26 protein-coding genes are annotated in these 25,247 nt (G+C 49.0%); 5 read left to right on the plus strand and 21 right to left on the minus strand.

Annotated elements, in window-relative coordinates; genetic code table 11:
* Positions 1 to 10: 10 nt before the first annotated feature.
* The 7 genes from FQ015_RS13110 to FQ015_RS13140 form a co-directional block, all read right to left on the minus strand.
* Positions 11 to 466, minus strand: a complete 456-nt coding sequence (locus FQ015_RS13110) for an SF0329 family protein (RefSeq protein ID WP_000194192.1) — start codon at positions 464 to 466, stop codon at positions 11 to 13.
* A complete protein-coding gene (locus FQ015_RS13115; RefSeq protein WP_160524138.1) occupies positions 463 to 2,742 on the minus strand; it encodes a DUF2773 domain-containing protein in 2,280 nt (759 codons plus the stop codon). The genes FQ015_RS13110 and FQ015_RS13115 overlap by 4 nt, the downstream gene beginning before the upstream one ends.
* Positions 2,743 to 2,885: 143 nt before the next feature.
* Positions 2,886 to 3,170, minus strand: a complete 285-nt coding sequence (ppnP, locus tag FQ015_RS13120; RefSeq protein WP_039020993.1) for a pyrimidine/purine nucleoside phosphorylase — start codon at positions 3,168 to 3,170, stop codon at positions 2,886 to 2,888.
* Between the two features lie 71 nt (positions 3,171 to 3,241).
* On the minus strand, positions 3,242 to 3,919 hold the full coding sequence (locus FQ015_RS13125; RefSeq protein WP_160524139.1) for an AroM family protein: 678 nt from the start codon (positions 3,917 to 3,919) through the stop codon (positions 3,242 to 3,244).
* Between the two features lie 257 nt (positions 3,920 to 4,176).
* Entirely contained in the window at positions 4,177 to 4,368 is a 192-nt protein-coding gene (gene yaiA / locus FQ015_RS13130; RefSeq protein ID WP_001142439.1) for a protein YaiA, read from the minus strand.
* Between the two features lie 49 nt (positions 4,369 to 4,417).
* A complete protein-coding gene (aroL, locus tag FQ015_RS13135; protein WP_000193393.1) occupies positions 4,418 to 4,942 on the minus strand; it encodes a shikimate kinase AroL in 525 nt (174 codons plus the stop codon).
* Between the two features lie 182 nt (positions 4,943 to 5,124).
* Positions 5,125 to 5,583 carry a YaiI/YqxD family protein gene (locus tag FQ015_RS13140; RefSeq protein WP_000158159.1) on the minus strand — a complete coding sequence of 153 codons (459 nt, stop codon included), beginning with the start codon at positions 5,581 to 5,583 and terminating at the stop codon, positions 5,125 to 5,127.
* Between the two features lie 119 nt (positions 5,584 to 5,702).
* Here FQ015_RS13140 and proC point away from each other — a divergent pair, with 119 nt between their 5' ends.
* The gene (proC, locus tag FQ015_RS13145) at positions 5,703 to 6,512 is read left to right on the plus strand and encodes a pyrroline-5-carboxylate reductase (RefSeq protein ID WP_001695422.1); all 810 of its coding nucleotides are present in this window, start codon (positions 5,703 to 5,705) and stop codon (positions 6,510 to 6,512) included.
* A 16-nt stretch (positions 6,513 to 6,528) separates the two neighbouring features.
* Here the strand turns inward: proC and adrA are convergent, their stop codons facing one another.
* The 5 genes from adrA to FQ015_RS13170 form a co-directional block, all read right to left on the minus strand.
* Positions 6,529 to 7,644: a diguanylate cyclase AdrA gene (gene adrA, locus FQ015_RS13150; protein WP_000484041.1), complete on the minus strand. Its 1,116-nt coding sequence runs from the start codon at positions 7,642 to 7,644 to the stop codon at positions 6,529 to 6,531.
* Positions 7,645 to 7,745: 101 nt separating this feature from the next.
* Positions 7,746 to 8,066 (minus strand): phosphate starvation-inducible protein PsiF, encoded by a 321-nt coding sequence (gene psiF, locus FQ015_RS13155; protein WP_001295332.1) that lies wholly within the window; start codon positions 8,064 to 8,066, stop codon positions 7,746 to 7,748.
* 118 nt (positions 8,067 to 8,184) lie between these two features.
* Entirely contained in the window at positions 8,185 to 9,600 is a 1,416-nt protein-coding gene (phoA, locus tag FQ015_RS13160) for an alkaline phosphatase (RefSeq protein WP_001355162.1), read from the minus strand.
* A 100-nt stretch (positions 9,601 to 9,700) separates the two neighbouring features.
* Positions 9,701 to 9,961, minus strand: a complete 261-nt coding sequence (iraP, locus tag FQ015_RS13165; RefSeq protein ID WP_000792970.1) for an anti-adapter protein IraP — start codon at positions 9,959 to 9,961, stop codon at positions 9,701 to 9,703.
* A gap of 181 nt (positions 9,962 to 10,142) precedes the next feature.
* Positions 10,143 to 10,346, minus strand: a complete 204-nt coding sequence (locus tag FQ015_RS13170) for a hypothetical protein (protein ID WP_001353412.1) — start codon at positions 10,344 to 10,346, stop codon at positions 10,143 to 10,145.
* A gap of 77 nt (positions 10,347 to 10,423) precedes the next feature.
* Here FQ015_RS13170 and ddlA point away from each other — a divergent pair, with 77 nt between their 5' ends.
* Entirely contained in the window at positions 10,424 to 11,518 is a 1,095-nt protein-coding gene (gene ddlA / locus FQ015_RS13175; RefSeq protein ID WP_000413662.1) for a D-alanine--D-alanine ligase, read from the plus strand.
* 182 nt (positions 11,519 to 11,700) lie between these two features.
* On the opposite strand, the gene FQ015_RS13180 is transcribed toward ddlA, so the two are convergent.
* Entirely contained in the window at positions 11,701 to 11,913 is a 213-nt protein-coding gene (locus FQ015_RS13180) for a DUF2754 domain-containing protein (RefSeq protein WP_000056900.1), read from the minus strand.
* Positions 11,914 to 12,172: 259 nt separating this feature from the next.
* Here FQ015_RS13180 and FQ015_RS13185 point away from each other — a divergent pair, with 259 nt between their 5' ends.
* On the plus strand, positions 12,173 to 12,481 hold the full coding sequence (locus tag FQ015_RS13185) for a YaiY family protein (RefSeq protein WP_000763146.1): 309 nt from the start codon (positions 12,173 to 12,175) through the stop codon (positions 12,479 to 12,481).
* A 57-nt stretch (positions 12,482 to 12,538) separates the two neighbouring features.
* Here the strand turns inward: FQ015_RS13185 and yaiW are convergent, their stop codons facing one another.
* On the minus strand, positions 12,539 to 13,633 hold the full coding sequence (gene yaiW, locus FQ015_RS13190; RefSeq protein WP_000092052.1) for a surface-exposed outer membrane lipoprotein YaiW: 1,095 nt from the start codon (positions 13,631 to 13,633) through the stop codon (positions 12,539 to 12,541).
* 12 nt (positions 13,634 to 13,645) lie between these two features.
* Positions 13,646 to 14,866, minus strand: a complete 1,221-nt coding sequence (sbmA, locus tag FQ015_RS13195; RefSeq protein WP_001353414.1) for a peptide antibiotic transporter SbmA — start codon at positions 14,864 to 14,866, stop codon at positions 13,646 to 13,648.
* 351 nt (positions 14,867 to 15,217) lie between these two features.
* Between sbmA and ampH the strand changes: the two genes are divergently transcribed.
* Positions 15,218 to 16,375 (plus strand): D-alanyl-D-alanine-carboxypeptidase/endopeptidase AmpH, encoded by a 1,158-nt coding sequence (ampH, locus tag FQ015_RS13200; protein WP_000830728.1) that lies wholly within the window; start codon positions 15,218 to 15,220, stop codon positions 16,373 to 16,375.
* Here ampH and iprA read toward each other — a convergent pair whose 3' ends face one another.
* Entirely contained in the window at positions 16,376 to 16,999 is a 624-nt protein-coding gene (gene iprA, locus FQ015_RS13205) for a hydrogen peroxide resistance inhibitor IprA (protein WP_001295817.1), read from the minus strand. It abuts the gene before it with no gap.
* Positions 17,000 to 17,084: 85 nt separating this feature from the next.
* On the minus strand, positions 17,085 to 20,090 hold the full coding sequence (gene ehaB, locus FQ015_RS13210; protein ID WP_160524140.1) for an autotransporter adhesin EhaB: 3,006 nt from the start codon (positions 20,088 to 20,090) through the stop codon (positions 17,085 to 17,087).
* Positions 20,091 to 20,615: 525 nt separating this feature from the next.
* Here ehaB and hemB point away from each other — a divergent pair.
* Complete coding sequence (hemB, locus tag FQ015_RS13215) at positions 20,616 to 21,590, plus strand: porphobilinogen synthase (protein ID WP_001295337.1); 975 nt, start codon at positions 20,616 to 20,618, stop codon at positions 21,588 to 21,590.
* A 39-nt stretch (positions 21,591 to 21,629) separates the two neighbouring features.
* On the opposite strand, the gene tauD is transcribed toward hemB, so the two are convergent.
* From tauD to tauA, 4 genes are read right to left on the minus strand one after another with little or no spacing between them, the layout of a single operon-like run.
* Entirely contained in the window at positions 21,630 to 22,481 is an 852-nt protein-coding gene (gene tauD, locus FQ015_RS13220) for a taurine dioxygenase (RefSeq protein WP_039021000.1), read from the minus strand.
* Positions 22,478 to 23,305, minus strand: a complete 828-nt coding sequence (tauC, locus tag FQ015_RS13225; protein WP_039021001.1) for a taurine ABC transporter permease TauC — start codon at positions 23,303 to 23,305, stop codon at positions 22,478 to 22,480. The genes tauD and tauC overlap by 4 nt, the downstream gene beginning before the upstream one ends.
* Positions 23,302 to 24,069, minus strand: a complete 768-nt coding sequence (tauB, locus tag FQ015_RS13230) for a taurine ABC transporter ATP-binding subunit (RefSeq protein ID WP_039021002.1) — start codon at positions 24,067 to 24,069, stop codon at positions 23,302 to 23,304. The genes tauC and tauB overlap by 4 nt, the downstream gene beginning before the upstream one ends.
* A 12-nt stretch (positions 24,070 to 24,081) precedes the next feature.
* Complete coding sequence (tauA, locus tag FQ015_RS13235; RefSeq protein ID WP_001018415.1) at positions 24,082 to 25,044, minus strand: taurine ABC transporter substrate-binding protein; 963 nt, start codon at positions 25,042 to 25,044, stop codon at positions 24,082 to 24,084.
* Positions 25,045 to 25,247 lie beyond the last annotated feature (203 nt).

The following is a 25,247-nucleotide window of genomic DNA, read 5'->3' on the forward strand; positions in this document are numbered from 1 at the left end:
AGGCATATAATCATTCGCTACGGCGGGCAATAATTTTTAGCGCAGCAATATTATGCGTTTTACGCCGTAACTGATCCAACCGTCTCATCCCTATTCGCCTGTCAGCGGCACGCAGAATATTCACTAACCCCCATTTATCGCTGGTAAATTGTTTCGTTAACAGCTCCGCTTTTGGGGTATCAATATATTCACGCAATAAATCAGAAATTGAACAAATATCCGTCAGATAAGGATACCAGCAAGTTTCACCATGAAAATTACGCACTCCACCATTGCCTGCCATAAAGTCTTTTGGGTAATCCCAGATCACGTCTTTATCCAACGTGATCCAATAACGCGGTAAATCGGTGCTTCCACCATTTTGGCTGCGCATGGGATAACGGGTACAGTGAATTTGCAGGTTGATCGTTGGCGTCAGTAAGTCATAAATCTCCCTCTGTAACTTGCTCCAGGGGCGTTGTGTCATTGTTTTTCCTCAAGCCGGTTACGCGCTTCACTGCGAATTTGCCGCGTTGCCCCGGTTTTCACTAAATCACGTAACTGCGAAAGATCGGGCTGATCGACAAATAAGATTAATGATGGATCCTCTTTTAACCACGCCGTTTTCACATCGGCAGCCAACTGTGGATTATTAATAGCCAGCGCCCGATCCTGTGACTCAGTCAATGTCGTTAACAAAGAGGCTGGGGTATGTACATTGCGCAACGCCGTCTGCCGCAAATGATCATTGTGACTTTTCAGCAATCCGCACCACCATTCATCATCTGATTTATCTTTTATCGTATCCAGCTCCGCAAAAATATCGCTTTCCTCATGATTCCAGCGGTGTAATCCTCTTTCACTTTGTCTACGGGTGCTATTTTTCATACTGACAACAGACAACGCCCAGTCGGAGTTAAAACGATACTGTTGATCGAGTTTGTTGATAATTCCGGAGGGTAAATCTTTATTATCAAATAGCTGGTTTCGCATCCGATAGCGGTATTCAGCAGGTAAATAAACCAGTAAATCGATGGCATTATTAAACATCTCTTCGTCAATAATACCATTATCAATCAGCGCCAGCTGTACTTCGTAGGCTTGCTCTTGATCTTCTTGCCGTTTACTCATCATTAATTTTAAGGTGTGTTGCCATAATTGTTTCTTATACTCCAGAGGTAACAATTTATCGCGTGCCAGCTCATACCAGATGCTGGGAATGTCATGCTGATTCAGTAGATAACTAATCACTTCCTTCGAGGTCAGATAACGCATGCCGTCACGTAAATTGTGCACATCTTCTTTTGCCAAAGTCAGTTGACGCGACTCCGGCAAAGCGACCAATAACGCCTTCACGATATTTTTATTTTCTTTATTATCCAGATACATTTGTTCTGCGATACGTTCAACATCCTCTGTCCTCAGGGTCGCTGACTGTTGGGTGATTTTTAGTTCAGTAAGCGTCCGGGCTAATGCTTGACGAACTTTCAACGATTTATCTTTACTCAACAACACCGCTTGTTGTGCGGTTAAATCGGCTCCGGTAATTCTTTCGCGTAACTCCGGATCTTCGCTATTTATCAATTCATCAACCACTGCAGTTGGAACCAGCCAGGCGTAATCGTAATGGCTGATTAATGTCTTGCGCACACTGAGAAAAGGGCTTTGACTTAACGACACAACAATATCAGGAGAAAGATTATCCTGTCTGGCCTGCTCCAGCTGTATGCTCTCGACGGGTACAGACATTAATTTTTTATTCACTTCGGCGGATATATTGCTGTTTTTAACCAGTCCTCTGGCAACAGCTTCATCTTTAATTAATTCATCGGTAAGCAAATGCATGTGTTGAGCAGGCCAGGACTGCGCCATTGATTCACGCGTCTGGTCATCAGGGTGCTGTAACAATTGCAGCATAACGGCGGGTGACAAACTTTCTATATGAGTCAGAAAACGTGCCACCAGTGGATCTTCATGCTTTATTTTATCCGCAAGGAAATTATCGAGTTTCCCCGTTTCAATCCATTTTAATTTCTCATTAATTTCAGGAGCAGCTTTATCTCGAAAAAGAGGTAAACCCTGAATGAAATTGTCTACGACGCTATCATAGTCAGGATACGCATTGGAAATATTATCGGTTTCGATTTCACTATGATCATAAAGATTAGGCGTCACCAGTGAATAGGATTTTTGAATATTCTCGTCCCAGTTATATTCTTCACCGCTTTCATCTTCATTGATATAAAACTCAGCTTTGATGACCTCAAATTGCGTTGCTTTATCGGAAACAATAATGCCTCGCGCGCTAATTCCTTTCATCACTTCAAAGTTGTGATCATTATAATCAGCATAAACCAAACCTTTCGCTGTCATCTGCCCTTTGACATACGCGAAATCATGATTAATAAAGTTGTCGACAATAACATTACCTAATACAATCAGATGACCATTACCTGACAGATAATCATCATAATCGCCGGAAATCGTTAAATTACCGTTCACCACCAGTTTATTTTGATTGCTGAAGTTAGCGGGTAATGATAGGTCACCATTATGATAATACCAGCGGATATTATCTTTTAGCATATAAGCAGCTTCCATACTATCGTTGGTTGCCGCTTTAACCACGTTGCGCTCATCTGCCGTCATAAGATGAAAGTCAGAGGTGATAAGGTCCTCGCTACTGATCCACTCTGTGGCACATGCATTGCCAGTCATAAAAAACACGACCATACAGATGACCAATATATTAACTCTATTCATAATCTTCACTGATATTTATATCAACCTTGATGAATTATGAATATATCGGAAATCGAAAAAATCGCAGCAAAGGAAATATTATTATGGGTTAAAGAGAGGATATTTCAGAAAAATGCCCTCCCGTTCATGGGGAAGGCGAGGAATTACAGATAGCGGCACAGATAAGAGGTGGGTTCGGCAACTTGCAGATGAAACTCGCTGTGACCGGGAACATTAAACACCGAACCGGCTTCATACACTTGCCAGTCGGTCGCGTCAGGCAGTAACACATTCAGCGCACCACTGATTACCGTCATCTCTTCAGGCTCAGCGGTGCTGAAGGTGTATTCGCCTTCAATCATAACACCCACGCTGGCGCGACCAGTGCTGCTGCTGGAAAAGCCGATCGATTTCACTTTGCCGGAAAAGTACTCATTACTTTGAAGCATAAACTGGCCCTGTCTGGTAGTTGAACATCTACTTCACTATAGGGGCCAGAGGCGCTGGCTGTCACGCAAAATTACACCAGTAATTCCGCAGCTAGCCTTGCAATCAATACGTTGGAGAGCAAGACAGGAACATCGAGCTGTTTTTGCAGTAAATCGCGATGACGTTGGTGAAATCCTAAACAATCCAGCATGATGACATCAGCCCCTTTTGCCAGTAATTCTTTCCCGGCATCAATGATTTTTTGTTCTGAATCATGAATGGGGTTACCCAATGAAAATACCGGCGATTTCTGCAAAATTTGCCATTTTTGCGCCTGAACGGGCAGCATCTCCTCAACCGGAACGATAACCCCTACCTGATGATCTTCAACAATAGAGGAAACCAGCGGTGGCAATATTCGCGACGGCTCAAGAAAGATCGTATTACGCGCGGTCATACTACTAATGTTTGCCGTACTCATTAATATAATGACGTCGTAACCCTGATTATCGAGCACTTCAACCACACCTTGCAGGTCTCGCTCCACTTTGCGACGCGAAACATGGGCCAGCTGGTTGTCATTTAATAATGTGAGAATTGTGTCTTCGCCTGCTTCTGGCGCGTACTCCGCCATCACTTCTTCGCGGCTTAACTTCCCCAGCAGGCTATGATGGGAAATATTATCTTCGTCAATGTATTCTGTCAGGAGCGGCAAAACTTCCTGCATAGGTACAATGCCGATGGTCAGGATCGCCAACGACGCACTCATTGTTCTTCCACCTTACTTTTATTTCGTCGTTAATTACCGGGCAAGCGCTAAGCACCACTGCCGACACTTACCTGTGCTACAAATGACAAAAAGCGTAGCAGCAGACCTGCACGGCATAATGTAAAGATTCCAAATGATTCCAGTAATGGATTGTTATTGTTTAATATTCTAATTATTTGAAAAACATGAATTGTGAAAAATGTGACGCAGATCCCTTGTGGTGGCACTCAGAATCCCTTCCGAGCAGTCTGATGCGGTCACTCTTTGTCAGGGTCCTCATAGCGTTTTTTCGCATCCATCGCTTCCTGAGCGGTCGGATGTTCACTGATCAACGAGTCTGGTTTAGGATGATCGGCTCTGAGTTGGTACCAGGTTACCGTCTGTCCTGGCTTTCCTTTTTCAATCGTCACTATATATGCTTCACGAGGATAAGGCGGTTTCGTTGGCATCGTTCTTCCTTATTTCACGGGATGAACGTTAAGTATAGGCGCTCGAAAATCAACAATTGATCGTCTGTGCCAGGGCGCTGCGAATTTCAGAAATCACCTGGCTGGGTTCGTTTGTTGCATCGATGATAATATGCGCAACTTCGCGATATAGCGCATCGCGTTCTTCCAGCACTTCCTGAACTTCTTCGCTCAGCGGTTTCCCCGTTAAGGTTGGCCGTAAATCTTCTTCCGGTGCAGCTTGCAGTCGGTTAACCAGGACTGATACTGGCGCACACAAATAAACCACGATCCCGTTATTTTGCATAAAGTGACGATTAAATTCCGTCAGGATAATGCCGCCGCCCGTGGCGATAACGGTGGATGGCGCAGTTACCGCTTCCAACGCCGCCGTTTCTCTCGCGCGGAATCCCGCCCACTCTTCCCTTTCGACGATCTCCGCGACCGTCATATTGAGCTGTGATTGCAACCACTGGTCGGTATCGACAAATCGACGGTTAAGCGAATCGGCAAGGGCCATTCCGACCGTTGTTTTACCACAGCCCCGAGGCCCGATCAGAAAAAGAGGTTGTGTCATCGTGGGTTTTCCCCAATAGGTCGCAATGCGGCGAAAGCCGGTGTCATGAGAATAGCGATCATACCATCAAACTAGTACAATTTCGATTGTAAAGAAAAAATTCCACTTAAAGTGAAAATTTTAATACATCCCTTACTATACCAATAAATTTTCAAGAATGAAGTGTAAATAATAAATTACATTCAGCCACGACTACGTTGCACTTCCAGCCACCACTTCTCCAGCTCCGCGGCAAAGGCCTGGCGGTCACGTTGTGAAAGGCTATCTGGTCCCCCGGTCTGGATCCCACTGGCGCGTAAGGTATCCATAAAATCACGCATCGTCAGGCGCTCACGAATGGTCGCTGGTGTGTAACGTTCGCCGCGTGGATTAAGCGCCGCAGCGCCTTTCTCGATGGCTTCAGCAGCCAAAGGAATATCTGCGGTGATCACCAAATCGCCAGCTTCACACTGCCGGACAATTTCGTTATCGGCAACGTCGAAACCTGCCGCGACGCGCAGCGTTCGAATAAATCGCGAAGGCGGTACGCGTAAACTCTGGTTTGCTACCAGTACCAGCGGCATCTGCATACGTTCAGCCGCGCGATACAAAATCTCTTTAATTACATTGGGACACGCGTCGGCATCCACCCAAATTGTCATAAAGTCATCCTTTGTTGGGTAATTCTCTATTGTGTCGCGCTTTTGCCTTCCGGCATAGTTCTGTTTATGCTTCTGCCAGCGATTATCAAAACAATGAATTTCACGGCAGGAGTGAGGCAATGGAAAAGAAAATCGGTTTTATTGGCTGCGGCAATATGGGAAAAGCCATTCTCGGCGGTCTGATTGCCAGCGGTCAGGTGCTTCCAGGGCAAATCTGGGTATATACCCCCTCCCCGGATAAAGTCGCCGCCCTGCATGACCAGTTCGGCATCAACGCCGCAGAATCGGCGCAGGAAGTGGCGCAAATCGCCGACATCATTTTCGCCGCCGTTAAACCGGGCATCATGATTAAAGTGCTTAGCGAAATCACCTCCAGCCTGAATAAAGACTCTCTGGTCGTTTCTATTGCTGCGGGTGTCACGCTCGACCAGCTTGCCCGCGCGCTGGGCCATGACCGGAAAATTATCCGCGCCATGCCGAACACTCCCGCACTGGTTAATGCCGGGATGACCTCCATAACGCCAAACGCGCTGGTGACCCCAGAAGATACTGCTGATGTGCTGAATATTTTCCGCTGCTTTGGCGAAGCGGAAGTGATTGCAGAGCCGATGATCCACCCGGTGGTCGGTGTGAGCGGTTCTTCGCCAGCCTACGTCTTTATGTTTATCGAAGCGATGGCCGACGCCGCCGTGCTGGGCGGGATGCCACGCGCCCAGGCGTATAAATTTGCCGCTCAGGCGGTAATGGGTTCCGCAAAAATGGTGCTGGAAACGGGAGAACATCCGGGGGCACTGAAAGATATGGTCTGCTCACCGGGAGGCACCACCATTGAGGCGGTACGCGTACTGGAAGAGAAAGGCTTCCGTGCCGCAGTAATCGAAGCGATGACGAAGTGTATGGAAAAATCAGAAAAACTCAGCAAATCCTGATGACTTTCGCCGGACGTCAGGCCGCCACTTCGGTGCGGTTACGTCCGGCTTTCTTTGCTTTGTAGAGCGCCAAATCTGCCGATTTCAACCACTCCCGATAGTGACTCATTTGTGGATTCAGCGGCGCGACACCCACACTAATCCGTAACATCACCTGCGGTGTATTCGGCAAACGTAACGTATTTAGCCCTTCATGTACCCGTAACATGGCGGTAATGGCGCTCTCAGCTGGCGTACCGGACATGATCACCGCAAACTCATCGCCACCAAACCGACCAATCACATCGCTACCGCGCAGGGTAATTTGTAATTGTCGGGTAAGCGCAACAATGGCTTCATCGCCCACATCATGGCCCCAGGTATCGTTGATGCTCTTGAAATGGTCGATATCGATAATCAGTAATGTCGCATCGCGGTTATGCCGCCGACAGTTATCAAATTCATTGCGTAACATAGTTTCCCAATGACGTCGGTTATACACGCCCGTCATACCGTCACGGGTACTCATGACCTGCAATCGGCGTTTATGTTCCGCCAGTTTAGTCGCCGTCTGGTAGCTGACCCAGCCAAACAGCAGAGGATAAATGACGATAATGGGAAGGGAGAGCCACCATTCCAGCGGCGCACTATTGAACGACACGGTGATACCCGTCAGTTCGAGGGTGACAAGGCAGGAAACCACCATCAACACCAGACCCGCGACAAACAGACGGGGGCCGCCTGCCCCCATCAAATTCAGACACATAATCATCAACATCGCGGTGGAAGGCAGCACGTTTACGCCCATTACGCCTACCCACATTCCCGCTAATACTGCATCGGTTTTTAAGTTATAAATTTCCCGGCTAAGCGGATCGACAGCCCTACTCGCAATCTGCCAGGCTAAATGCGGCCAGACGAACGCCCAGCCGACCAACACCAGCCACCACCAGCCCGGCGGCGGGTGCGAAACCAGCGTTGAAGCAATCGGTAAGAACATGCCAGCCAGGCCAACCGCGCGGGGTAGTCTGACGCGACGGGCGAAGCGCAGCCCGGACCGCTGATGTTCGTTTTGAGGAGTTAAAGGAGGTTCCTCCCCATGCGCCGCCGCTTTTTTGAAAAAGTTTTCATCATTCATTATTTTTGGGAACATTCAGAAACAATTTTCCCAAATTATAGAGACGGGGCTAAAGGCAGAAGTATGAAATTTCGGGTGAGCCATTTTCGTAGCTCACCCGTTAGCACTATCAGGTATCAGGCGGCTTTCTTGAGGCAGGCGCTCATAAACTTATTACGATCATCACCTTTCAGAGATTGTTGCGTTGCTTGATTATTACATTCGCGCATCTTTTGCTGCTGTGGCGTCAAACTTTTTTCACCTGGCGCAGACTTGCTGTTCTTCAGGCAATCACTCATGTAGGTCTTACGAGCATCCCCTTTCAACGCCTGCGCCGTCGCCTGCTGATTACAGGAGGTCATACGCTGTTGTTGCGGGGTTAAGGTTCTCTCGGCAGCGCCGACGGTGGTTAAAAAAACCAGTCCGAAAAGCAAGGTAACCAGTAATGTTATTTTCATAGCACCATCCCTCTTCATGTTTTAACCATGAGCGTTTGCGCCCGTGATCTGCCATTAAGTCTGGTTGCTAACAGCAAAAAAACCACCCGACAGCGAAAATTCACCGCCGGGCGCGGTTTTATTTCAGCCCCAGGGCGGCTTTCATGGTGTAGAAGAGATCGGTCTGGTCGGTCAGTCCAACGACATTGGCGGCATGTGGGCCATACGCCGCAATACGCAGCTGACTACCGGTATGTTCTTGTGAATCCTCTTCGGAGTTCCCGTAACTCATCACCATCACTGCGCCATCTTTGGTATTTAGCGCCTGGGTGAGGCCCGGCGCTTTGGTGTCCGGCGCGACAATCTGGCTGGCGTGGGCGTGATCAGCGGTGACTATGACCAGCGTGTTGCCATCCTTTTTAGCGAATTCCAGCGCCCGTTGTACGGCTTCGTCGAGATCGACCGTCTCGCCAATTTGCCCACAAGGATTCGCCGCGTGATCCTGTTTATCGATTGATGCACCTTCAACTTGCAGGAAAAAGCCTTTCTCATTTTTACTCAACAATTCAATGGCTTTATCAGTCATCTGCGCCAGGGTCGGTACGCTGTCATTACGTTGCGGATTAGGCGTACAGGTAACTGCGGGCTTGTCGATATTGCCGTGGTACGTTGCTTTTGGTCCTTGCCAGCGCACTGGCATATTGCCGTCAGCAAACAGGCCAAGCAGGGGTTTTTGCTGGTTCGCTTCCGTCACCGCGTTCAGCGAGGCAGCATCGTTCACTAACTGATAACCACGCACCTGCGCCTGTTCACGCAGCGTTTTTCCCTGCCATTCACCAGCGGTTGCCGTTTCCGCAAAGGTTTTTGCGCCGCCGCCAAGCGTAACATCGGCACGGGCGTTAAGCAGCTGTTCGGTAATCGATCCTTTTCCGCCTTTTTCCAGCGCGTTACCCGGACATTTTTCACTGGTCGCGCTCGGACCGTAGCATTTGCGCGAAGTCACATGCGCCACCAACGCGGCGGGAGTGGCATCCTGCAACTCTGCGGTAGAAACGTTACCGGTCGCCAGCCCTGCGGCTTTTGCCATTTCCAGAATCGTTGGGTGATCTTTTTCATGAATATCGACACCCAATGCGCCATTATAGGTTTTGACACCGGTTGACCAGGCAGTTGCTGATGCAGCCGAGTCGGTAACGTAGTCCGGTTTGCCGGTTTTTTTATTCAGCGCATAGTGAGTGTATTGCCCGGTAAGCGGTAAGGCATCAATACCTTTAAAAAAGCCGCCCGCACCTTCGGCATAATTACGTGCGGCAGTAATTTCCGAATCCCCCATCCCATCGCCAATCAGCAAAATAATATTTTTTGCAGGCTTATCGCTAAGAGAATCACGCAGAGCGGCGCTCTGATCACCCGTTAAGCGGCGAGCACCGCCGGGTGCAGTAATATCGCCCTGAGCAGCCCGGTTTTCCAGAATAGGCATTTCTGGTGTCCGGGCTTTTGTCACAGGGGTAAACAGTAACGGTAAGAGTGCCAGTGCAATAGTGCTTTGTTTCACTTTATTTTCTCCATGTACAAATACATTAAAAAATAAAAACAAAGCGACTATAAGTCTCAGCCGTGACAGCTTTATGACAGCTGTTGAAAAGATTACCTTTTTACTGACGAGGATGCTTCAATAACTTCTTTACATAATCGCGCAGCAGCTCCGTATCGTCGTCAGGAATGCTGGCATCGGGCTTTACCTCGTAAAGTGCCCCCTCTACCTGATCAATCAACCGCTGTTGGTCATTTTGCGCCATATTACGAAGCATTGCAGTGACGATAATCTCCAGTGCTTCTACCTGCGCGCACAGTTCTTTCGACTCTTCTTCTTTTTGGGCAAGCTTAAATAACAACTCAGCAATGAGATTTTTCATGTCTGTATTTCCTTATCCAAAGTATGGAGAAGTTAACATTATGCTTCACAACTTCATAGTGTCTGGAGGTAGTATTTTTATGACGAATGAAATACTTTGCGCAAATATTTTTTCCATATTTATCAGCGAAACGTTTCTCTTATTTAAATAAGTAACCATACAAAGTATAGGTTTTTAATTATCAACCTTTATTATAAGTAAAAGTTATGAAATATATTCTCTTTGCCAACTTATAATTAAGAGAAAAAAACTCACTGCATGGCCATTTAAACCAGGAATAAATTAGCTTCCCGTTCATCATTTTTGTGATCTTGCGCACATCTTTGAGATAACGCACTTTCTTCACCAGTACGTTGCACACTTTGTCAGTAGAAGATTGCAACATTCTGTCAGAAGGCCGCGAATCCCCCGTTTTGTCGTGGTAATGTATGCACTTTGTGTTAGACGGGATAGGTTTTCAAGATGGAAAAACTGCGGGTAGGAATCGTTTTTGGTGGTAAATCAGCGGAACATGAAGTGTCTTTGCAATCGGCAAAAAACATTGTCGATGCCATTGATAAAAGTCGCTTCGACGTTGTGCTGCTGGGCATTGATAAACAAGGGCAATGGCACGTCAGCGATGCCAACAATTATCTGCTAAATGCAGACGATCCTGCCCATATTGCGTTGCGCCCTTCGGCGACCAGTCTTGCGCAGGTGCCTGGTAAACATGAGCATCAGCTTATCGACGCGCAAAACGGTCAGCCATTGCCGACGGTGGATGTCATTTTCCCGATTGTTCACGGTACGCTAGGCGAAGATGGTTCCTTGCAGGGAATGCTGCGGGTCGCCAATTTACCGTTTGTGGGTTCTGATGTTCTGGCGTCAGCAGCCTGTATGGATAAAGATGTCACCAAACGTCTGCTACGCGATGCCGGGCTGAACATTGCGCCATTTATTACCCTGACACGCACCAATCGTCAAAACATCAGTTTTGCCGAAGTGAAGTCAAAACTGGGGTTACCGCTGTTTGTAAAACCCGCTAACCAAGGCTCTTCTGTTGGTGTCAGCAAAGTAACCAGTGAAGAAGAGTACGCAATTGCCGTCGATCTGGCGTTCGAGTTCGATCATAAAGTGATCGTTGAGCAAGGGATCAAAGGTCGTGAGATCGAATGCGCGGTTCTGGGCAACGACAATCCGCAAGCCAGTACCTGTGGCGAGATCGTACTAACCAGCGATTTCTATGCCTACGACACCAAGTACATTGACGAAGATGGCGCGAAAGTGGTGGTTCCAGCAGCCATTACGCCTGAAATTAACGATAAGATCCGGGCAATTGCCGTTCAGGCTTATCAAACGTTGGGTTGCGCAGGCATGGCGCGTGTAGACGTGTTTTTAACCCCAGAGAACGAAGTGGTAATCAACGAGATCAACACACTGCCAGGCTTCACCAACATCAGTATGTATCCGAAGCTGTGGCAAGCCAGCGGTTTGGGTTACACCGACCTGATCACACGTCTGATCGAGTTGGCGCTGGAGCGTCACGCTGCGGATAACGCATTGAAAACCACAATGTAATTTTTAAATGCCCAATAACTGTTATTGGGCATTTAAGACTGTAAGATTGCCTGATGCGCTTTGCTTATCAGGCCTACAAGATAATTGCAATATACTGATTTTGTAGGCAGGATAAGGCGTTCGCGCCGCATCCGGCAAAAACAACGAGCACTTTGTCAGCCCCCAGAACGCCCAATCCTCTGTTATTGGGCGTTTTCAGTTTCTTCATCGCGACGACGAATAATCAGCCCCGCGAGCCAGAAACTAATCACCCACGTCACCAGACCAACGGCATAGGTCTGCCAACCTTTTGCTTCAAATCCCAGTAACCCCACCACGCCATTAAGAATGAATATCAGGCCAATGGCGAACGCATAGTAGTGCCAGTCACGGCGAATTTTTACAGGCAGACTCATGGCAGCTCCGTTAACGAAAAATAACATCTTCGCATAATCGATAACTTACGTCTGTGGGGTAGACAGCATTTCCCGTATCGTTAAAAAATTTAACTTAAAGTTACCGTTTTGTGACTCGTGACAAATATTCCCGCTTCGGGAATATTCCCAACATCAATTTACCATGATTCTGATATTGACAATCTTAATGACCTGTCAGACTTGCCATAAGCCGCTGGTATGACACCAGAAGAGAAGCAGATGACTTCCGGAGGTTTTTATGGCTGATTTCACCCTGTCAAAATCGCTGTTTAGCGGAAAATATCGCAATGCCTCTTCTACGCCTGGCAACATTGCCTATGCGTTGTTTGTGCTGTTTTGCTTTTGGGCTGGGGCGCAATTGCTGAACCTGTTAGTGCATGCGCCCGGCGTCTATGAGCGTTTAATGCAGGCTCAGGAAACAGGCCGCCCACGGGTGGAAATTGGTTTAGGTGTCGGTACCATTTTCGGGCTGATCCCATTTTTAATTGGCTGCTTCATTTTTGCAGTGGTGGCGCTATGGCTGCACTGGCGACATCGCCGCCAGTAAGAGTAGGTTGCCAGATGCGGCCTAAAATGCCTTATCTGGCCTGGCGTTGCCTTTTGCTTACTGTTTCATACAACGCGCCCGCCGTTCGTCTACGCGCTTCGCAAACCAGGCCGTAGTCAGATTGCGGGTAATTTTCGGGCTTTCCAGTTGGATGCCGGGCAACATTTCGCGGGGTAGTGATCTACCCGTTTTCGCTTCGGCAAGTTGATAAACTTTCTTGTACAGCGCCGTCTCCTCAAAAGAGAAGCTGTCCCCTTTCTCTAACTGACGGCGAATTTCGCTGTCGCTCATCCCCAGTTTGCCTGCCAGTTTGCGCGTTGCCAGCTCTGTTTTCCCAGGTTCTTTACTGTCGTAACGAATTAAATCACCGTCCAGCGCCAGCTTTATGCCAGTGGCCTTACTGACCGCGTTCTGAAAAGCGGCATTACGGCTGGCGTACCAGCCAGCGTTAAAATCGGCAAAACGGTATATCGGCGCGCTATAACTGGCGGGATAATTCAGTAAATGGTAAGTACCGAACCACAATCCGCCGCGGCGACTGAAGACTTCCTGACGGACTGTACCGTCCATTTTCCACGGATACCCTTTGGTATGCTGTTCGGCAAACGCAATGCTGACCTGCATCGGTCCACCGGTACGTACCGGATTAAGCGAACCAAACAGCGTCTGCCCCATTGGCACCATGCTGATCAAATCGTCAAAAATCGCGCTTAATTGCTTTTCTGTACGCACAGAATCTAACCGCTCACTATAACTTTTACCGTTTGGCGATTTGATTTTTAGCGCGGTATGAACCAGAAAAGCAGGGATGTGCATCCGTTCGGCACGACGGTCAATCTCTTGCCATGCTATCTTGCTTAAGCCCGGAACGGGCGGATCTGCCTGATAATTTGACTCCTGCTGCGCCACCGCCAGCACCGAGCAGACATTTTCCAGCGTCGGTGCCAGCCCCTGACTTTCAAACGTGGTGGCGAGATCTTTCGCCCAGGCATCGCGGTCTTTCACGCTCGCGGGCATCTTCTGCCGCACGACGCTCGCCACATCTATCGCTTTTTCGCCCTTTTTCAACGGTTGCGGAGCCTGACTACTACACCCTGCTAAAACCAGAACCGCCAACAACGAAAGCGAAGATAGATGATTGACGCGCGACATTACTTCTCCTTTTTAACTCAAGGTATGGGTTACTTCCTGAATTTTGTCACCATCCAGCTCATGTTCAAAGCTGCGCAGACGTTTGTAGATAGACATCAACTCAACCAGCGTGGTCCATGAGTTAATCAGGTACTGAAAAGCACCGCGAACCTGACCAAAAACGTTGGTAATCTGCGTCATCAGGCCGAGCGTAATCGTACCGGCAACAATCGACGGAAACAGCAAGAACAAACCGAAAACGTTATCGACCTGCAAATAGAGAATGCGGGCGATGTTGAAATACATATAGTGAAAATAGAGGCGGAAATAGTTTTTCCGCACGGCGCTAAACAGCTCGCGTACCGTAGGCGGCGTCGCGCGCGATGCATCGTCTTCACCATAAACCAACTCTTTACGGTAGGCAGCCTCTACACGCTGATTTTTAAACTCCAGTCCCGGCAGTTTGATCCCTACCACTGCCAGCAATCCGGTCCCCATCAACGACCATACGATAGCAGCAATCACCAGACCATACGGAATATGCCCGACAATCGGCAGCTCCGGCACATGCGCAGAGAGCGTTACCAGTACCGGCAGGAAGGCGATCAACGTCATGATAGCGTTGATAAAACTGACGCCCATATTCTCAAGCGTTGAAGCAAAACGCATGGTGTCTTCCTGCACACGCTGGGCGGCACCTTCGATATGACGCAGTTGTTGCCAGTTCGCCATGTAATATTCGTTCATCGCCGTACGCCAGCGGAACACGTAGTGACTGACAAAGAAGTTGTTCAGCACACTGATCACCACCGCGATCAGCGCAATCCCCAGAAAGACGCCCACTTCGCGGTAAAATTGTTCGATAGTGACTTTATGCGGCGAACTTAGCGCAGTTTGAATCAGATCATAAAACGGCGCATACCAGGCGTTGACGGCAACTCCAACTTCCACCAAAAACCAAGTGACGAAGATTATCAACGCAGTACCGAGTATTGACCAGTATTGCCAACGATGCGGGCTATAAATAAACCAGAACAGTGCAAAAAGCCCTACGCAAACAATGTAGTAAGCGTAAAAAATCAGGAAATCTAACGACCAGAAACGCGCGGCGCTAATTGGGATCTGCCCGGAAGCTCCGGTGATGCGCGCCACCCAGTCCCCCCCACCGGCTTGCCAGAAGATAACGGCAATCAATGCCCAAACAAAGGCCGAGAGAAAAAACGTTCCCGGCTTTGGGAAAAAAGACTTAAACATATGCACTCCTGCTAACTTCTTATCGTTTTAACAACTGCTGTGTATTAACCGCATGACCGCTACATAGAATCAGCCAAATGAAACCGCCCATTGTGACCCATAGCAAGGCGCATAGTTCGCCAGCCTGACCATAAGAATTGTTTCGACGGATTTCACAAACCAAAGATTATTTACATTAGCGGATTAACACGCGCAGGATCACAAATGCAGGCATTGGTGAGCAGGAAAAAGATCGTGTTTACGCGCCGTTACGTTTTTAACACTATTATTGCACTAATTCGCCCTTTGCAATCCATCAATGAGTAGTATAAATACGCTCAGTTACCTTCATTCAATCTATGGACACCACCGTTGAAACGTAGTCTGCTTTTTTCTGCCGTGCTTTGTGCGGCGTTATTGACCCCCGTCCATGCGGCGCAGCCGATCACTGAACCGGAGTTCGCCTCTGATATTGTCGATCGTTATGCCGATCATATTTTTTATGGCAGTGGTGCCACGGGGATGGCGCTGGTTGTTATCGACGGTAACCAGCGCGTCTTTCGCAGTTATGGCGAAACGCGCCCGGGTAATAACGTTCGCCCGCAGCTGGATTCGGTCGTGCGTATTGCTTCGCTTACCAAGCTAATGACCAGTGAGTTGCTGGTGAAATTGCTCGACCAGGGGACCGTGAAGTTAAACGATCCGCTAAGTAAATATGCTCCACCAGGCGCACGCGTGCCGACTTACAATGGCACGCCTATTACCCTGGTGAATCTGGCAACCCATACCAGTGCCCTGCCCCGTGAACAGCCGGGAGGTGCGGCACATCGTCCAGTGTTTGTCTGGCCAACGCGCGAGCAACGCTGGAAATACCTTTCTACGGCGAAGCTGAAAGCCGCGCCAGGCAGTCAGGCGGCATACTCTAACCTTGCGTTCGACCTGCTGGCAGATGCACTGGCGAATGCTTCCGGCAAGCCTTATACCCAGTTGTTTGAAGAGCAGATTACCCGTCCGTTGGGGATGAAAGACACGACCTACACTCCATCGCCGGATCAGTGCCGACGTTTAATGGTTGCTGAGCGCGGTGCCAGTCCATGCAATAACACGCTGGCGGCAATTGGCAGCGGCGGAGTCTATTCCACGCCTGGCGATATGATGCGCTGGATGCAGCAGTATTTGTCATCTGATTTTTATCAGCGCAGTAACCAGGCAGATCGCATGCAGACGTTGATTTATCAGCGAGCGCAGTTTACAAAAGTGATTGGCATGGATGTCCCCGGCAAAGCGGATGCGCTTGGTTTAGGCTGGGTATATATGGCCCCGAAAGAGGGTCGTCCAGGGATTATTCAGAAGACAGGTGGTGGTGGCGGTTTCATTACCTATATGGCGATGATCCCGCAGAAGAATATTGGCGCGTTTGTGGTGGTTACTCGTTCGCCGTTGACGCGCTTTAAAAATATGAGCGATGGCATCAATGACCTGGTGACCGAACTGAGCGGGAATAAACCGTTGGTCATCCCCGCGTCCTGATTAATACTCTGAAGGCAAACGGTTGATAGCAACCAGTTTGCCTTTATTCATTTCGATATAGCCGCCTTTACGTAAAGCAGCGAGAACTTCTGCGACGACAGAACGCGATATGCGTGTACGTTGATGGATATAATTCATCACGCCAATACGTGAGCGCAATTCTTCATTCCAGTCAATCATTGATAATAACGTGGCGCGGATTTGTTCGTAGGAATTATGTCCAATGAGCTGCACATCGCGTAATTCCAGAATTCTATTTTGCCAGGCTAACCAGTAAAAAGCGTCTCGCCAGAGTTGATTTTGTTCAATAAGCGTAATGGTTTGTTTGGCTGGCAGATGATATCCCGTACAATTTCCTTCTGATATTAATTTGTATGGTATATCGTTTTTCATCAATCCATCAGCCAGTCCCATAATATAAGGAGCCTGGGTAATACCGATAAGTACGTTTTCTTCTCTACGCAAAGAGATAACGCCCTCTAAAATAACGAAAGTATCTTCGCTATTGACATCACTTGAAAATATAACTTGCTTTTCATTATTAAACTCGAAGCGCGTGCCGTATCTGGACAAACATTTATCGAGCTTACCAAATTCCTGAAGAGGTTTAACTACAGATAACATTTGCGCGTCCTTTGCAGTAATGCCCGTCAAATCCTTGACGGGCATTATTTAGATTAAATTACCTATTTCTTCGGAGTGAAGAATATTACCAGGTATATTTAACACCCACATTCGCGGACCAATCTTGATCTACGTCACCACCACCGAGGTAGTTAGCATCGGTATAGGCGCTGAAGTTCTTGGTGAAGCTGAACTGAGTACCCAGACCAACACGTACCGCAGACCCTTCAGTACCGTTATCGATGGAATCACCGTTCACATCGTTATCGTTGTTAGAGTCGTCGTAGACGTAAGCCAGTTTGAAGTACGGAGTCAGAGCCTGGTCTTCGCTGTAGGTGAAGGTATAACCTGCATCTACACCCAGTTCATAACGCATGCTGTCGTAAGACTGACCGTCAACTTTCATGTCGTTGCTCAGCTGGTAGTCATCACCAGACTGGAACAGACCAGAAATGCTGCCGTAAGGAGTCACGTAACCAGCATCACCCAGTTTGAAGTCGTAACCGGCTTTCAAACCGAAGCCCCAAGCGTCAGAGTTGGTGCTACCGTCAACGTAAGTACCGTTGCTCATGGTTGCAGACAGGTCGTTGTTGAAGTGAGAGTAGCTCAAGCTACCATCAACAAAGACGTTGTTCGCGAAGTGAGCAGAAGAGTAGATGTAGGCAGTCTGGCTGTCTTGATCCACCTGACCAGAACGGTCATTCATATCACCTTTAGCGAAGCCTGCAGCCGCACCGACGATCCACTTAGCGTTGTTACCGTCAACTTTGGTATCAACACCGACCATGATGCCGTTTACATCCTGATCATAGTTAATGGTGCCGTTGTCGCCGTTGAAGTTACCACCGAAGTAGCTTACCCATGCGCCGCCGTTATCAGCCAGGCCATGACGAGAGTTGGTCAGACGAGTACCAACGGTGTCTTGTTCCAGGTTCCAGATATTGGTGTTTGCAGACGGGATGCTCAGCGCCATGTTAGCGTAGTCGGTCAGCTCCATCTGTTGCAGAACAACGGTGTTACCACGCTGCTCAGCCTGATAGGTGTATGCACCCAGGTCAGCTTTGTTAGCAGCAGAGAAGGTCGCGTTGCTGTTTTTGTCGTTAACATAGATCAGCTCGTTGCCGTTGTAGTCAGCAATAGAACCAGCACCAGTAGCGTTGTCGATACGAACTTTGTAGTTACCAGTTGCCGCTGCAACATGGTCACCGTTGTTATCAACTTCGTTCTGACCAGCTTCGATAGAAGCAGTGTTGTCGTTATCGCCGTTACCGTTAATGGTCAGGTGACCATCAGAGTTCATTGCGATTAAACCATAACCGTAGTTTGACTTGGTAGTATCGTTGGTACGGTCGTTGGTCAGGTCGGCATCAAGTACGAAGCGGTTGCTTTCGATGTTGAACACACCAGCGTGAATGTTACCACTGGTATCAGTAGTGCTGGTCAGGTTCAGAGTATCAACCTGCAGAGCATTCGCAGCAGTGTTACCTACATCCAGGATACCGTCGTTAGTCACTTTGATGTTGTTGGCATACAGAGCAGCATCACCTACAGCCCAGCCAGCAGAAACTTCATCAGAAATGGTTACGGTACTGTTGTCGATAGTCAGTGAATCAGTTGCAACATGACCATCTTCATTGATGTTCAGCGCAGAAAGACCAGTCAGAGAGATAGAGTCAGAAATCAGCGTTGAATCAGCAACATTAACAGTTGAACCACTGTTGATGCTCAGGGTGTCGATCAGAGAAGTTTTGGTGGTATCCCACTGTGAACCGGTGTTCAGGGTCACATTGAACAGACCGCTCTGGTAAACTTCGTTACCGATGATGTGATCAAATTCGCTGTATTCAGAGTCGCTGTTTTCTACACCAACAGTTGATAAAGGCCACAGGCTGTTCGCTGCGATGTCGATCAGAGTTGCAGTTGCGTCGGACCCCATCGCATAAGCATCGTAAATGCCATCCAGCGGGCTGTTTTTATCGATCTTACCATCAAGGGTATCGTTATCAACATCACCGTCGCCATCGGTATCTGTCCCCAGATCAACCTGATGCGCAGACATTGCCGCACCAACCCACTTGCTGCCATTGTTCAGGGTCAGATCCAGGCGATCAGTACCATCCCAACCGTTAGTATCTACATCACCGTCAGCATCACGATAGCTATCACGACCTTGTGGGAAGAAGTTCTCATCAAAATTACTTGAGAAGAATACATCGCCCATCAGTGTGGAATTATCGAATGTGGCAGTGGTTTGCATAGCGTTATCAGCAGCAGGATGTGCAATAACAGCTAATGCAACATCATCAGCATTCCACCCATCACCATTGTAATCACTAGCATTACCAGTATTACCAAACCAACCAGTAGTACCTTCATCAGTCCATGAACCAGAGGTCACGGTAGAATCTTTAACAGTGATGGTGTTATTAAATACTTCGCTGCTGTTTACACCAGTGCTGACAGTGTTGTCGTCGATATCTTCCCACTCATAACCCTGAGTCAGCGTAATACCAGCTACATGAGAGTTATTAGAGATGGACAGATCAACTTCCTGATCCAGAGTGATGGCAGTACCAATGTTAAATACATTTACAACATGAGTGTCAGCGGCATTATTGTAAGTGCCGTTATATGTGTAGTGTTCGTAGTTGTCATCGATCGTTGAATTATCAACGGTCAGCGCCAGACGATCATGGTAGTAGTCATCCGCACGATCAGCACAATCAGTTGTCATGCACTCGGAATAAATCATGCCGTGAATAGTGCTGTTTTTGATTGTCAGGCTATTGGCGTTGGTATTAGTAGAAATACCATCGTCCAGATAGTAGGTAGAAATCACGCCGTTAACGGTAGCGTTATTAATGACCGGATAGATATCGCCGTTGTAATAACTATCAGCGGCATAGTTATTCCAGCCTACATAACCATCATAGTAAACGTCATCAGCATAGGTGGCGTCGTTGTAGTGATGGAAAGTATTGTAAGTTTGACCAGAAATATCGTTGGTCGCTGCATTAGCCTGAGAGGTGATAGCCAGAGTGCAAGCCAATGCTAATTGTGATACTACAAGTTTCTTTTTCCAGGAGTGCATTTGTCATCCCTCCTCAGGGACGTAATAAGTTGATCCATCAATTATCAATGCATAGAAAACATATTATGTTTCGCGTTTACGATTATGCGGCGTTATAGAGGAATGGTTCAATTATTCTTTCCCCTAAGTCCGATTGCGGACATATATAAAGCACGTGAACACACATAAAGAAATAAATAACAAAAATACATTATTTCAATAGGTTAATGAAAGCGCCAATTTTAAAGCATAGACCATAAAAATATAAAACAACCAAACTAGACAAATAATGTATCAATACGCAATGAACTTTACGCTATTCACTTTTTGAAAACGTCACCAAATCCCCAAAAACAATAACCTATAGCTATAAATAAAAATTAAAAATATTTTCAATGAATATAAATTTATTGCTATTTCTATTACAAAGATGTCCTGACCTCTCATTCATTCTCTTCTTGTCAACATCGCGACAACTTTCGTAAAACATCCCCACCCTGCTTCAGGTATACTATGCCCCTCGATTCCACAAACATCAGGCAGACCATGACAGATTTAATCCAACGCCCTCGTCGCCTGCGCAAATCTCCTGCGCTGCGCGCTATGTTTGAAGAGACAACACTTAGCCTTAACGACCTGGTGTTGCCGATCTTTGTTGAAGAAGAAATTGACGACTACAAAGCCGTTGAAGCCATGCCAGGCGTGATGCGCATTCCAGAGAAACATCTGGCACGCGAAATTGAACGCATCGCCAACGCCGGTATTCGTTCCGTGATGACTTTCGGCATCTCTCACCATACCGATGAAACCGGCAGCGATGCCTGGCGGGAAGATGGTCTGGTGGCGCGTATGTCGCGCATCTGCAAGCAGACCGTGCCAGAAATGATCGTTATGTCAGACACCTGCTTCTGTGAATACACATCTCACGGTCACTGCGGTGTGCTGTGCGAGCATGGCGTGGACAACGACGCGACCCTGGAAAATTTAGGCAAGCAGGCCGTGGTTGCAGCTGCTGCAGGTGCAGACTTCATCGCCCCTTCCGCCGCAATGGATGGCCAGGTACAAGCGATTCGCCAGGCGCTGGACGCTGCGGGCTTTAAAGATACGGCGATCATGTCGTATTCGACCAAGTTCGCCTCTTCCTTTTATGGTCCGTTCCGTGAAGCTGCCGGAAGCGCATTAAAAGGCGACCGCAAAAGTTATCAGATGAACCCAATGAACCGTCGCGAGGCGATTCGTGAGTCACTGCTGGATGAAGCCCAGGGCGCAGACTGCCTGATGGTTAAACCAGCCGGAGCGTACCTCGACATCGTGCGTGAGCTGCGTGAGCGTACTGAATTGCCGATTGGTGCGTATCAGGTGAGCGGTGAGTACGCGATGATTAAGTTCGCCGCGCTGGCGGGTGCTATAGATGAAGAGAAAGTCGTGCTCGAAAGCTTAGGTTCAATTAAGCGTGCGGGTGCGGATCTGATTTTCAGCTACTTTGCGCTGGATCTGGCTGAGAAGAAGATTCTGCGTTAATGATCATTATGCCGGGTTATCCAACCCGGCATTTCCCCTTTACCCCGCCCGATAAAACGGAATCTCCCCAAGAATCGTCGCCCGATGCATAATCCGCCGCTGTGGCAGGTAATCCGCATTGGCATAGTGCTGAGTCACTCGGTTATCCCAAATCGCAATATCATTCGGTTGCCAGCGCCAACGTACCTGAAACTCCGGTTTAGTGATATGGGCAAACAAAAAACCTAACAAGGCTTCGCTCTCTTTCTCGCTGACGTCAACAATTCGCGTAGTAAAGCCTTCGTTCACAAACAGCGCCTGTTTACCGGTCACCGGATGCGTTCGCACAACCGGATGGAGTAACGGTGGATTTTTCGCGACCGCCTCGTGCCAGCGTTGATGCTCCTCCTCGGTTTTGCGGTACTTGTATTCCGGGAACGATTTACGGAAATCATGCTCCGCACGTAACCCGCTCAATAGTTGACGGAAGGGAACTGAGAGCGCCTCATAGGCCGCAATACCGCTGCTCCATAGCGTATCGCCGCCGGTCGAGGGTAACTCTTTCGCCGCCAGAATCGCCCCTGCGGGTGGCGTTTCAATAAATGTCACATCGGTGTGCCAGTTATCGTTATCCGGCGGATTATCGTTATGAGTATCCAGTACGATAATCTCGTCAACCCCTTCGGCATGAGGGTAAACAGGATGAATATGCAGTTCGCCAAAACGTTGGGCCAGCGCGCGTTGCTGCTGCGGCGTAATGGCCTGTTCACGCAGAAACACCACCTGATGACGCAGTACCGCATGGTAAAGCTGTTCAAACTGGTTATCACTTAACGGGCGCGTCAGGTCGACACCCGTAATTTGTGCGCCAATATACGGCCCCAGCGGGGTAATGCTCAGACGTTCACTCATTGTACTTCTCCATGCCAGGGCGTCAGGCGGCGCTGTAACGCGCGCAGACCCAGTTCTAAAAGAAAGGCGATAATCGCAATCACCGCGATCCCCGCCAGCACCACGTCAGTCGCGAGAAATTCACCCGCTGACTGGACCATAAAACCCAAACCGCGCGTCGCGGCAATCAACTCCGCCGCCACCAGGGTAGACCAGCCCACACCCAGACCAATGCGTAATCCGGTGAGAATTTCCGGCAGCGCGCCGGGCAAAATAACAAACCACAGCACCTGCGCACGGCTGGCACCCAGCGACTGGGCGGCACGAATGCGAACCTGCTGCGCGCTTTTCACCCCCGCCAGCGCCGACATCGCCACCGGCGCAAAAATCGCTAAATAGATCAGTAAGATCTTTGAGGTTTCACCAATACCAAACCAGATCACCATCAACGGCAAATAAGCCAGCGGCGGCACCGGACGATAAAGCTCGATTATCGGATCCAGAATGCCCCGCACCGTCGGACTTAGCCCCATGGCGATCCCAACCGGAATGCCGATTAACACTGCCGCAAGTAACGCGAACATAATGCGCGTCAGGCTGGCTGCCAGATGCTGCCACAAGGTGGCGTCCATAAATCCCTGCGGTCCTGCAATGGTGAGTAGTTTTGCCAGTACCTGTTGCGGCGGCGGCAAAAACAGCGGGCTAATCAGTTGCAGCGCCGCCACCGCCCACCATACCGTGAGTAAAACCGCTAACGTGCCAATGCTTAAGGTCACCTGACGCGAGAGCGGCCAGCGCCATTTCAGCCGATGCGAATGCAGTTTTTCATTAATGAGCACACTCATGAGAACGCCTCCCGTTGCTCAAATACGCGGCTTAAAACATATTCGCGCATGGCGATGAATTGTGGATCGGACTTGATGCTGCGGCTCGGTTCCCCGGCAACAAAGCGGCGGGCGAAGTTGAGCGGCAGCCGTTCCAACACACGGCCAGGGCCGGGTGAAAGCAGTACCAGCTCAGTCGCCATAAACACCGCTTCTTCTATATCGTGGGTAATCAACAGCACCTGCTTGCCCGTCTCCTGCCAGAGTTTCAGCAGCAGGGTTTGCATTTGGTCGCGGGTGAAGGCATCCAGCGCGCCAAATGGTTCGTCGAGTAATAACAGCTGAGGATTCGCCGCCAACGCGCGGGCAATCCCCACCCGCTGACGTTGACCGCCGGAAAGCTGCCAAATGTAGCGTTTTTCTGCGCCTTCTAGCCCCACTTTTTTCAGCATCTGGTGCGCGATTTCCAGGCGCTGTACTTTCTCTACACCTGCCAGTTGCAGGCCGAATGCCACGTTGTCTACCACATTACGCCACGGCAACAGCCCTTCATTCTGAAAAACCACGCCCCGCTCTGCGCCCGGTCCCTCAATGCACTTACCCGCCAGTTGAATGCTGCCATGCTGATAAGGCACAAAACCGGCAATCAGATTCAGCAAGGTGGTTTTGCCGCAGCCAGACGGTCCCAGAACCACCAGAAGCTCGCCGCTTTCCAGCGTCAGGTTGATATCTTCCAACGCCGGTTTGCCGCCATAATCGGCGTAAAGATGAGAGATTTGCAGCATCTGCGCCTCCTTTTATTGCACAAAGCGCGAGGTCACGTACTGGCTGTAATCATTCGCCACGGCAGGGACTTTGCCCTGATCTTTCAAAAACTGCGCGGTATCGATGATCGCTTTGTTCACCGGTCCAGTCAGTTCTGCCGTTTGTTGCTGCGGCGTCAGATAGGTATTCCCCTTCACCAGCCCCGGAACGTCACCTTCCGGCACGCCGCTTAAACGCGCCAGTTTGCTGATGTTTTCCGGCTGTTTCAGCCACGCGTCTGGGTTAGCAATGTACGGTTGCTGAGCATCGATGGCGCTTTTAGCGAACGCTTTCACTACCTCAGGATGTTTCTCGGCAAAATCTTTGCGCACCACCCAGACGTCCAGTGTCGGCGCGCCCCACTGCCCGACCTGTTCAGAATCGGTCAGCACCTTGCCGTCTTTTTCCAGGGCGTTAACCGCCGGTGCCCAGACATAAGCACCATCAATGTCTCCCCTCTGCCAGGCGGCGATAATCGCGGGCGGCTGCAGGTTCACAATCTCCACTTGTCCGGGTTTTATGCCCCAGTGTTTCAGCGCCGCCAGCAAGCTGTAATGCGTGGTGGAGATAAACGGTACGGCAATGCGTTTGCCAATGAGATCTTCGGGTTTGCTGATGGTTTTCTTCACCACCAGCGCTTCGGAGTTACCCAGTTTTGACGCCAGTAAGAAGACTTCAATCGGCACCTGTTGGCTGGCTGCCACCGCTAATGGGCTGGAACCGAGGTTACCGATTTGGACATCGCCTGAAGCCAGCGCCCGCACGATGCTGGCTCCGCTGTCAAACTTGCGCCAGTCCACCGTCGCCCCGCTCTCTTTAGCAAAGGTGTTATCAGCCTGAGCCACTTTCGCCGGTTCAGCGGAGGTTTGATAGGCCACGGTGACGTTCACCGCCTGTGCCTGAAAAGCGATGAATGCCAGTGCGGCAAGAAGTGTGTTACGCGATGAAATTGCCATGATTGTCTGCTCCCCTGTCTTGTTATGGGAGCAGTATTTCGTTGCGGGTCAGTTTGATAAAGGAATTAAAACGTCTTGTTAAGAACAAAGCGTTTTTAGAAAAAAACTGGCAATGGTTAGCGAGTTTACGCATTTTGCAGCTTGGGCGAATGTAGCATGCCGATTCACAAACCAGATCAGATGTTCGCTCTCCGGCAAATTAT

This window comes from Escherichia sp. HH26CH, assembly GCF_009820205.1.
Lineage (GTDB): Bacteria > Pseudomonadota > Gammaproteobacteria > Enterobacterales > Enterobacteriaceae > Escherichia > Escherichia coli_F.

Bases quoted from the DNA above. Each gene is read 5' to 3' on its own strand.
- FQ015_RS13110 (WP_000194192.1), bottom strand. From the start codon at position 466: ATGACACAACGCCCCTGGAGCAAGTTACAGAGGGAGATTTATGACTTA.
- FQ015_RS13115 (WP_160524138.1), bottom strand. From the start codon at position 2,742: ATGAATAGAGTTAATATATTGGTCATCTGTATGGTCGTGTTTTTTATG.
- ppnP (WP_039020993.1), bottom strand. From the start codon at position 3,170: ATGCTTCAAAGTAATGAGTACTTTTCCGGCAAAGTGAAATCGATCGGC.
- FQ015_RS13125 (WP_160524139.1), bottom strand. From the start codon at position 3,919: ATGAGTGCGTCGTTGGCGATCCTGACCATCGGCATTGTACCTATGCAG.
- yaiA (WP_001142439.1), bottom strand. From the start codon at position 4,368: ATGCCAACGAAACCGCCTTATCCTCGTGAAGCATATATAGTGACGATT.
- aroL (WP_000193393.1), bottom strand. From the start codon at position 4,942: ATGACACAACCTCTTTTTCTGATCGGGCCTCGGGGCTGTGGTAAAACA.
- FQ015_RS13140 (WP_000158159.1), bottom strand. From the start codon at position 5,583: ATGACAATTTGGGTGGATGCCGACGCGTGTCCCAATGTAATTAAAGAG.
- proC (WP_001695422.1), top strand. From the start codon at position 5,703: ATGGAAAAGAAAATCGGTTTTATTGGCTGCGGCAATATGGGAAAAGCC.
- adrA (WP_000484041.1), bottom strand. From the start codon at position 7,644: ATGTTCCCAAAAATAATGAATGATGAAAACTTTTTCAAAAAAGCGGCG.
- psiF (WP_001295332.1), bottom strand. From the start codon at position 8,066: ATGAAAATAACATTACTGGTTACCTTGCTTTTCGGACTGGTTTTTTTA.
- iraP (WP_000792970.1), bottom strand. From the start codon at position 9,961: ATGAAAAATCTCATTGCTGAGTTGTTATTTAAGCTTGCCCAAAAAGAA.
- FQ015_RS13170 (WP_001353412.1), bottom strand. From the start codon at position 10,346: ATGTTGCAATCTTCTACTGACAAAGTGTGCAACGTACTGGTGAAGAAA.
- ddlA (WP_000413662.1), top strand. From the start codon at position 10,424: ATGGAAAAACTGCGGGTAGGAATCGTTTTTGGTGGTAAATCAGCGGAA.
- FQ015_RS13180 (WP_000056900.1), bottom strand. From the start codon at position 11,913: ATGAGTCTGCCTGTAAAAATTCGCCGTGACTGGCACTACTATGCGTTC.
- FQ015_RS13185 (WP_000763146.1), top strand. From the start codon at position 12,173: ATGGCTGATTTCACCCTGTCAAAATCGCTGTTTAGCGGAAAATATCGC.
- yaiW (WP_000092052.1), bottom strand. From the start codon at position 13,633: ATGTCGCGCGTCAATCATCTATCTTCGCTTTCGTTGTTGGCGGTTCTG.
- sbmA (WP_001353414.1), bottom strand. From the start codon at position 14,866: ATGTTTAAGTCTTTTTTCCCAAAGCCGGGAACGTTTTTTCTCTCGGCC.
- iprA (WP_001295817.1), bottom strand. From the start codon at position 16,999: ATGTTATCTGTAGTTAAACCTCTTCAGGAATTTGGTAAGCTCGATAAA.
- ehaB (WP_160524140.1), bottom strand. From the start codon at position 20,090: ATGCACTCCTGGAAAAAGAAACTTGTAGTATCACAATTAGCATTGGCT.
- hemB (WP_001295337.1), top strand. From the start codon at position 20,616: ATGACAGATTTAATCCAACGCCCTCGTCGCCTGCGCAAATCTCCTGCG.
- tauD (WP_039021000.1), bottom strand. From the start codon at position 22,481: ATGAGTGAACGTCTGAGCATTACCCCGCTGGGGCCGTATATTGGCGCA.
- tauC (WP_039021001.1), bottom strand. From the start codon at position 23,305: ATGAGTGTGCTCATTAATGAAAAACTGCATTCGCATCGGCTGAAATGG.
- tauB (WP_039021002.1), bottom strand. From the start codon at position 24,069: ATGCTGCAAATCTCTCATCTTTACGCCGATTATGGCGGCAAACCGGCG.
- tauA (WP_001018415.1), bottom strand. From the start codon at position 25,044: ATGGCAATTTCATCGCGTAACACACTTCTTGCCGCACTGGCATTCATC.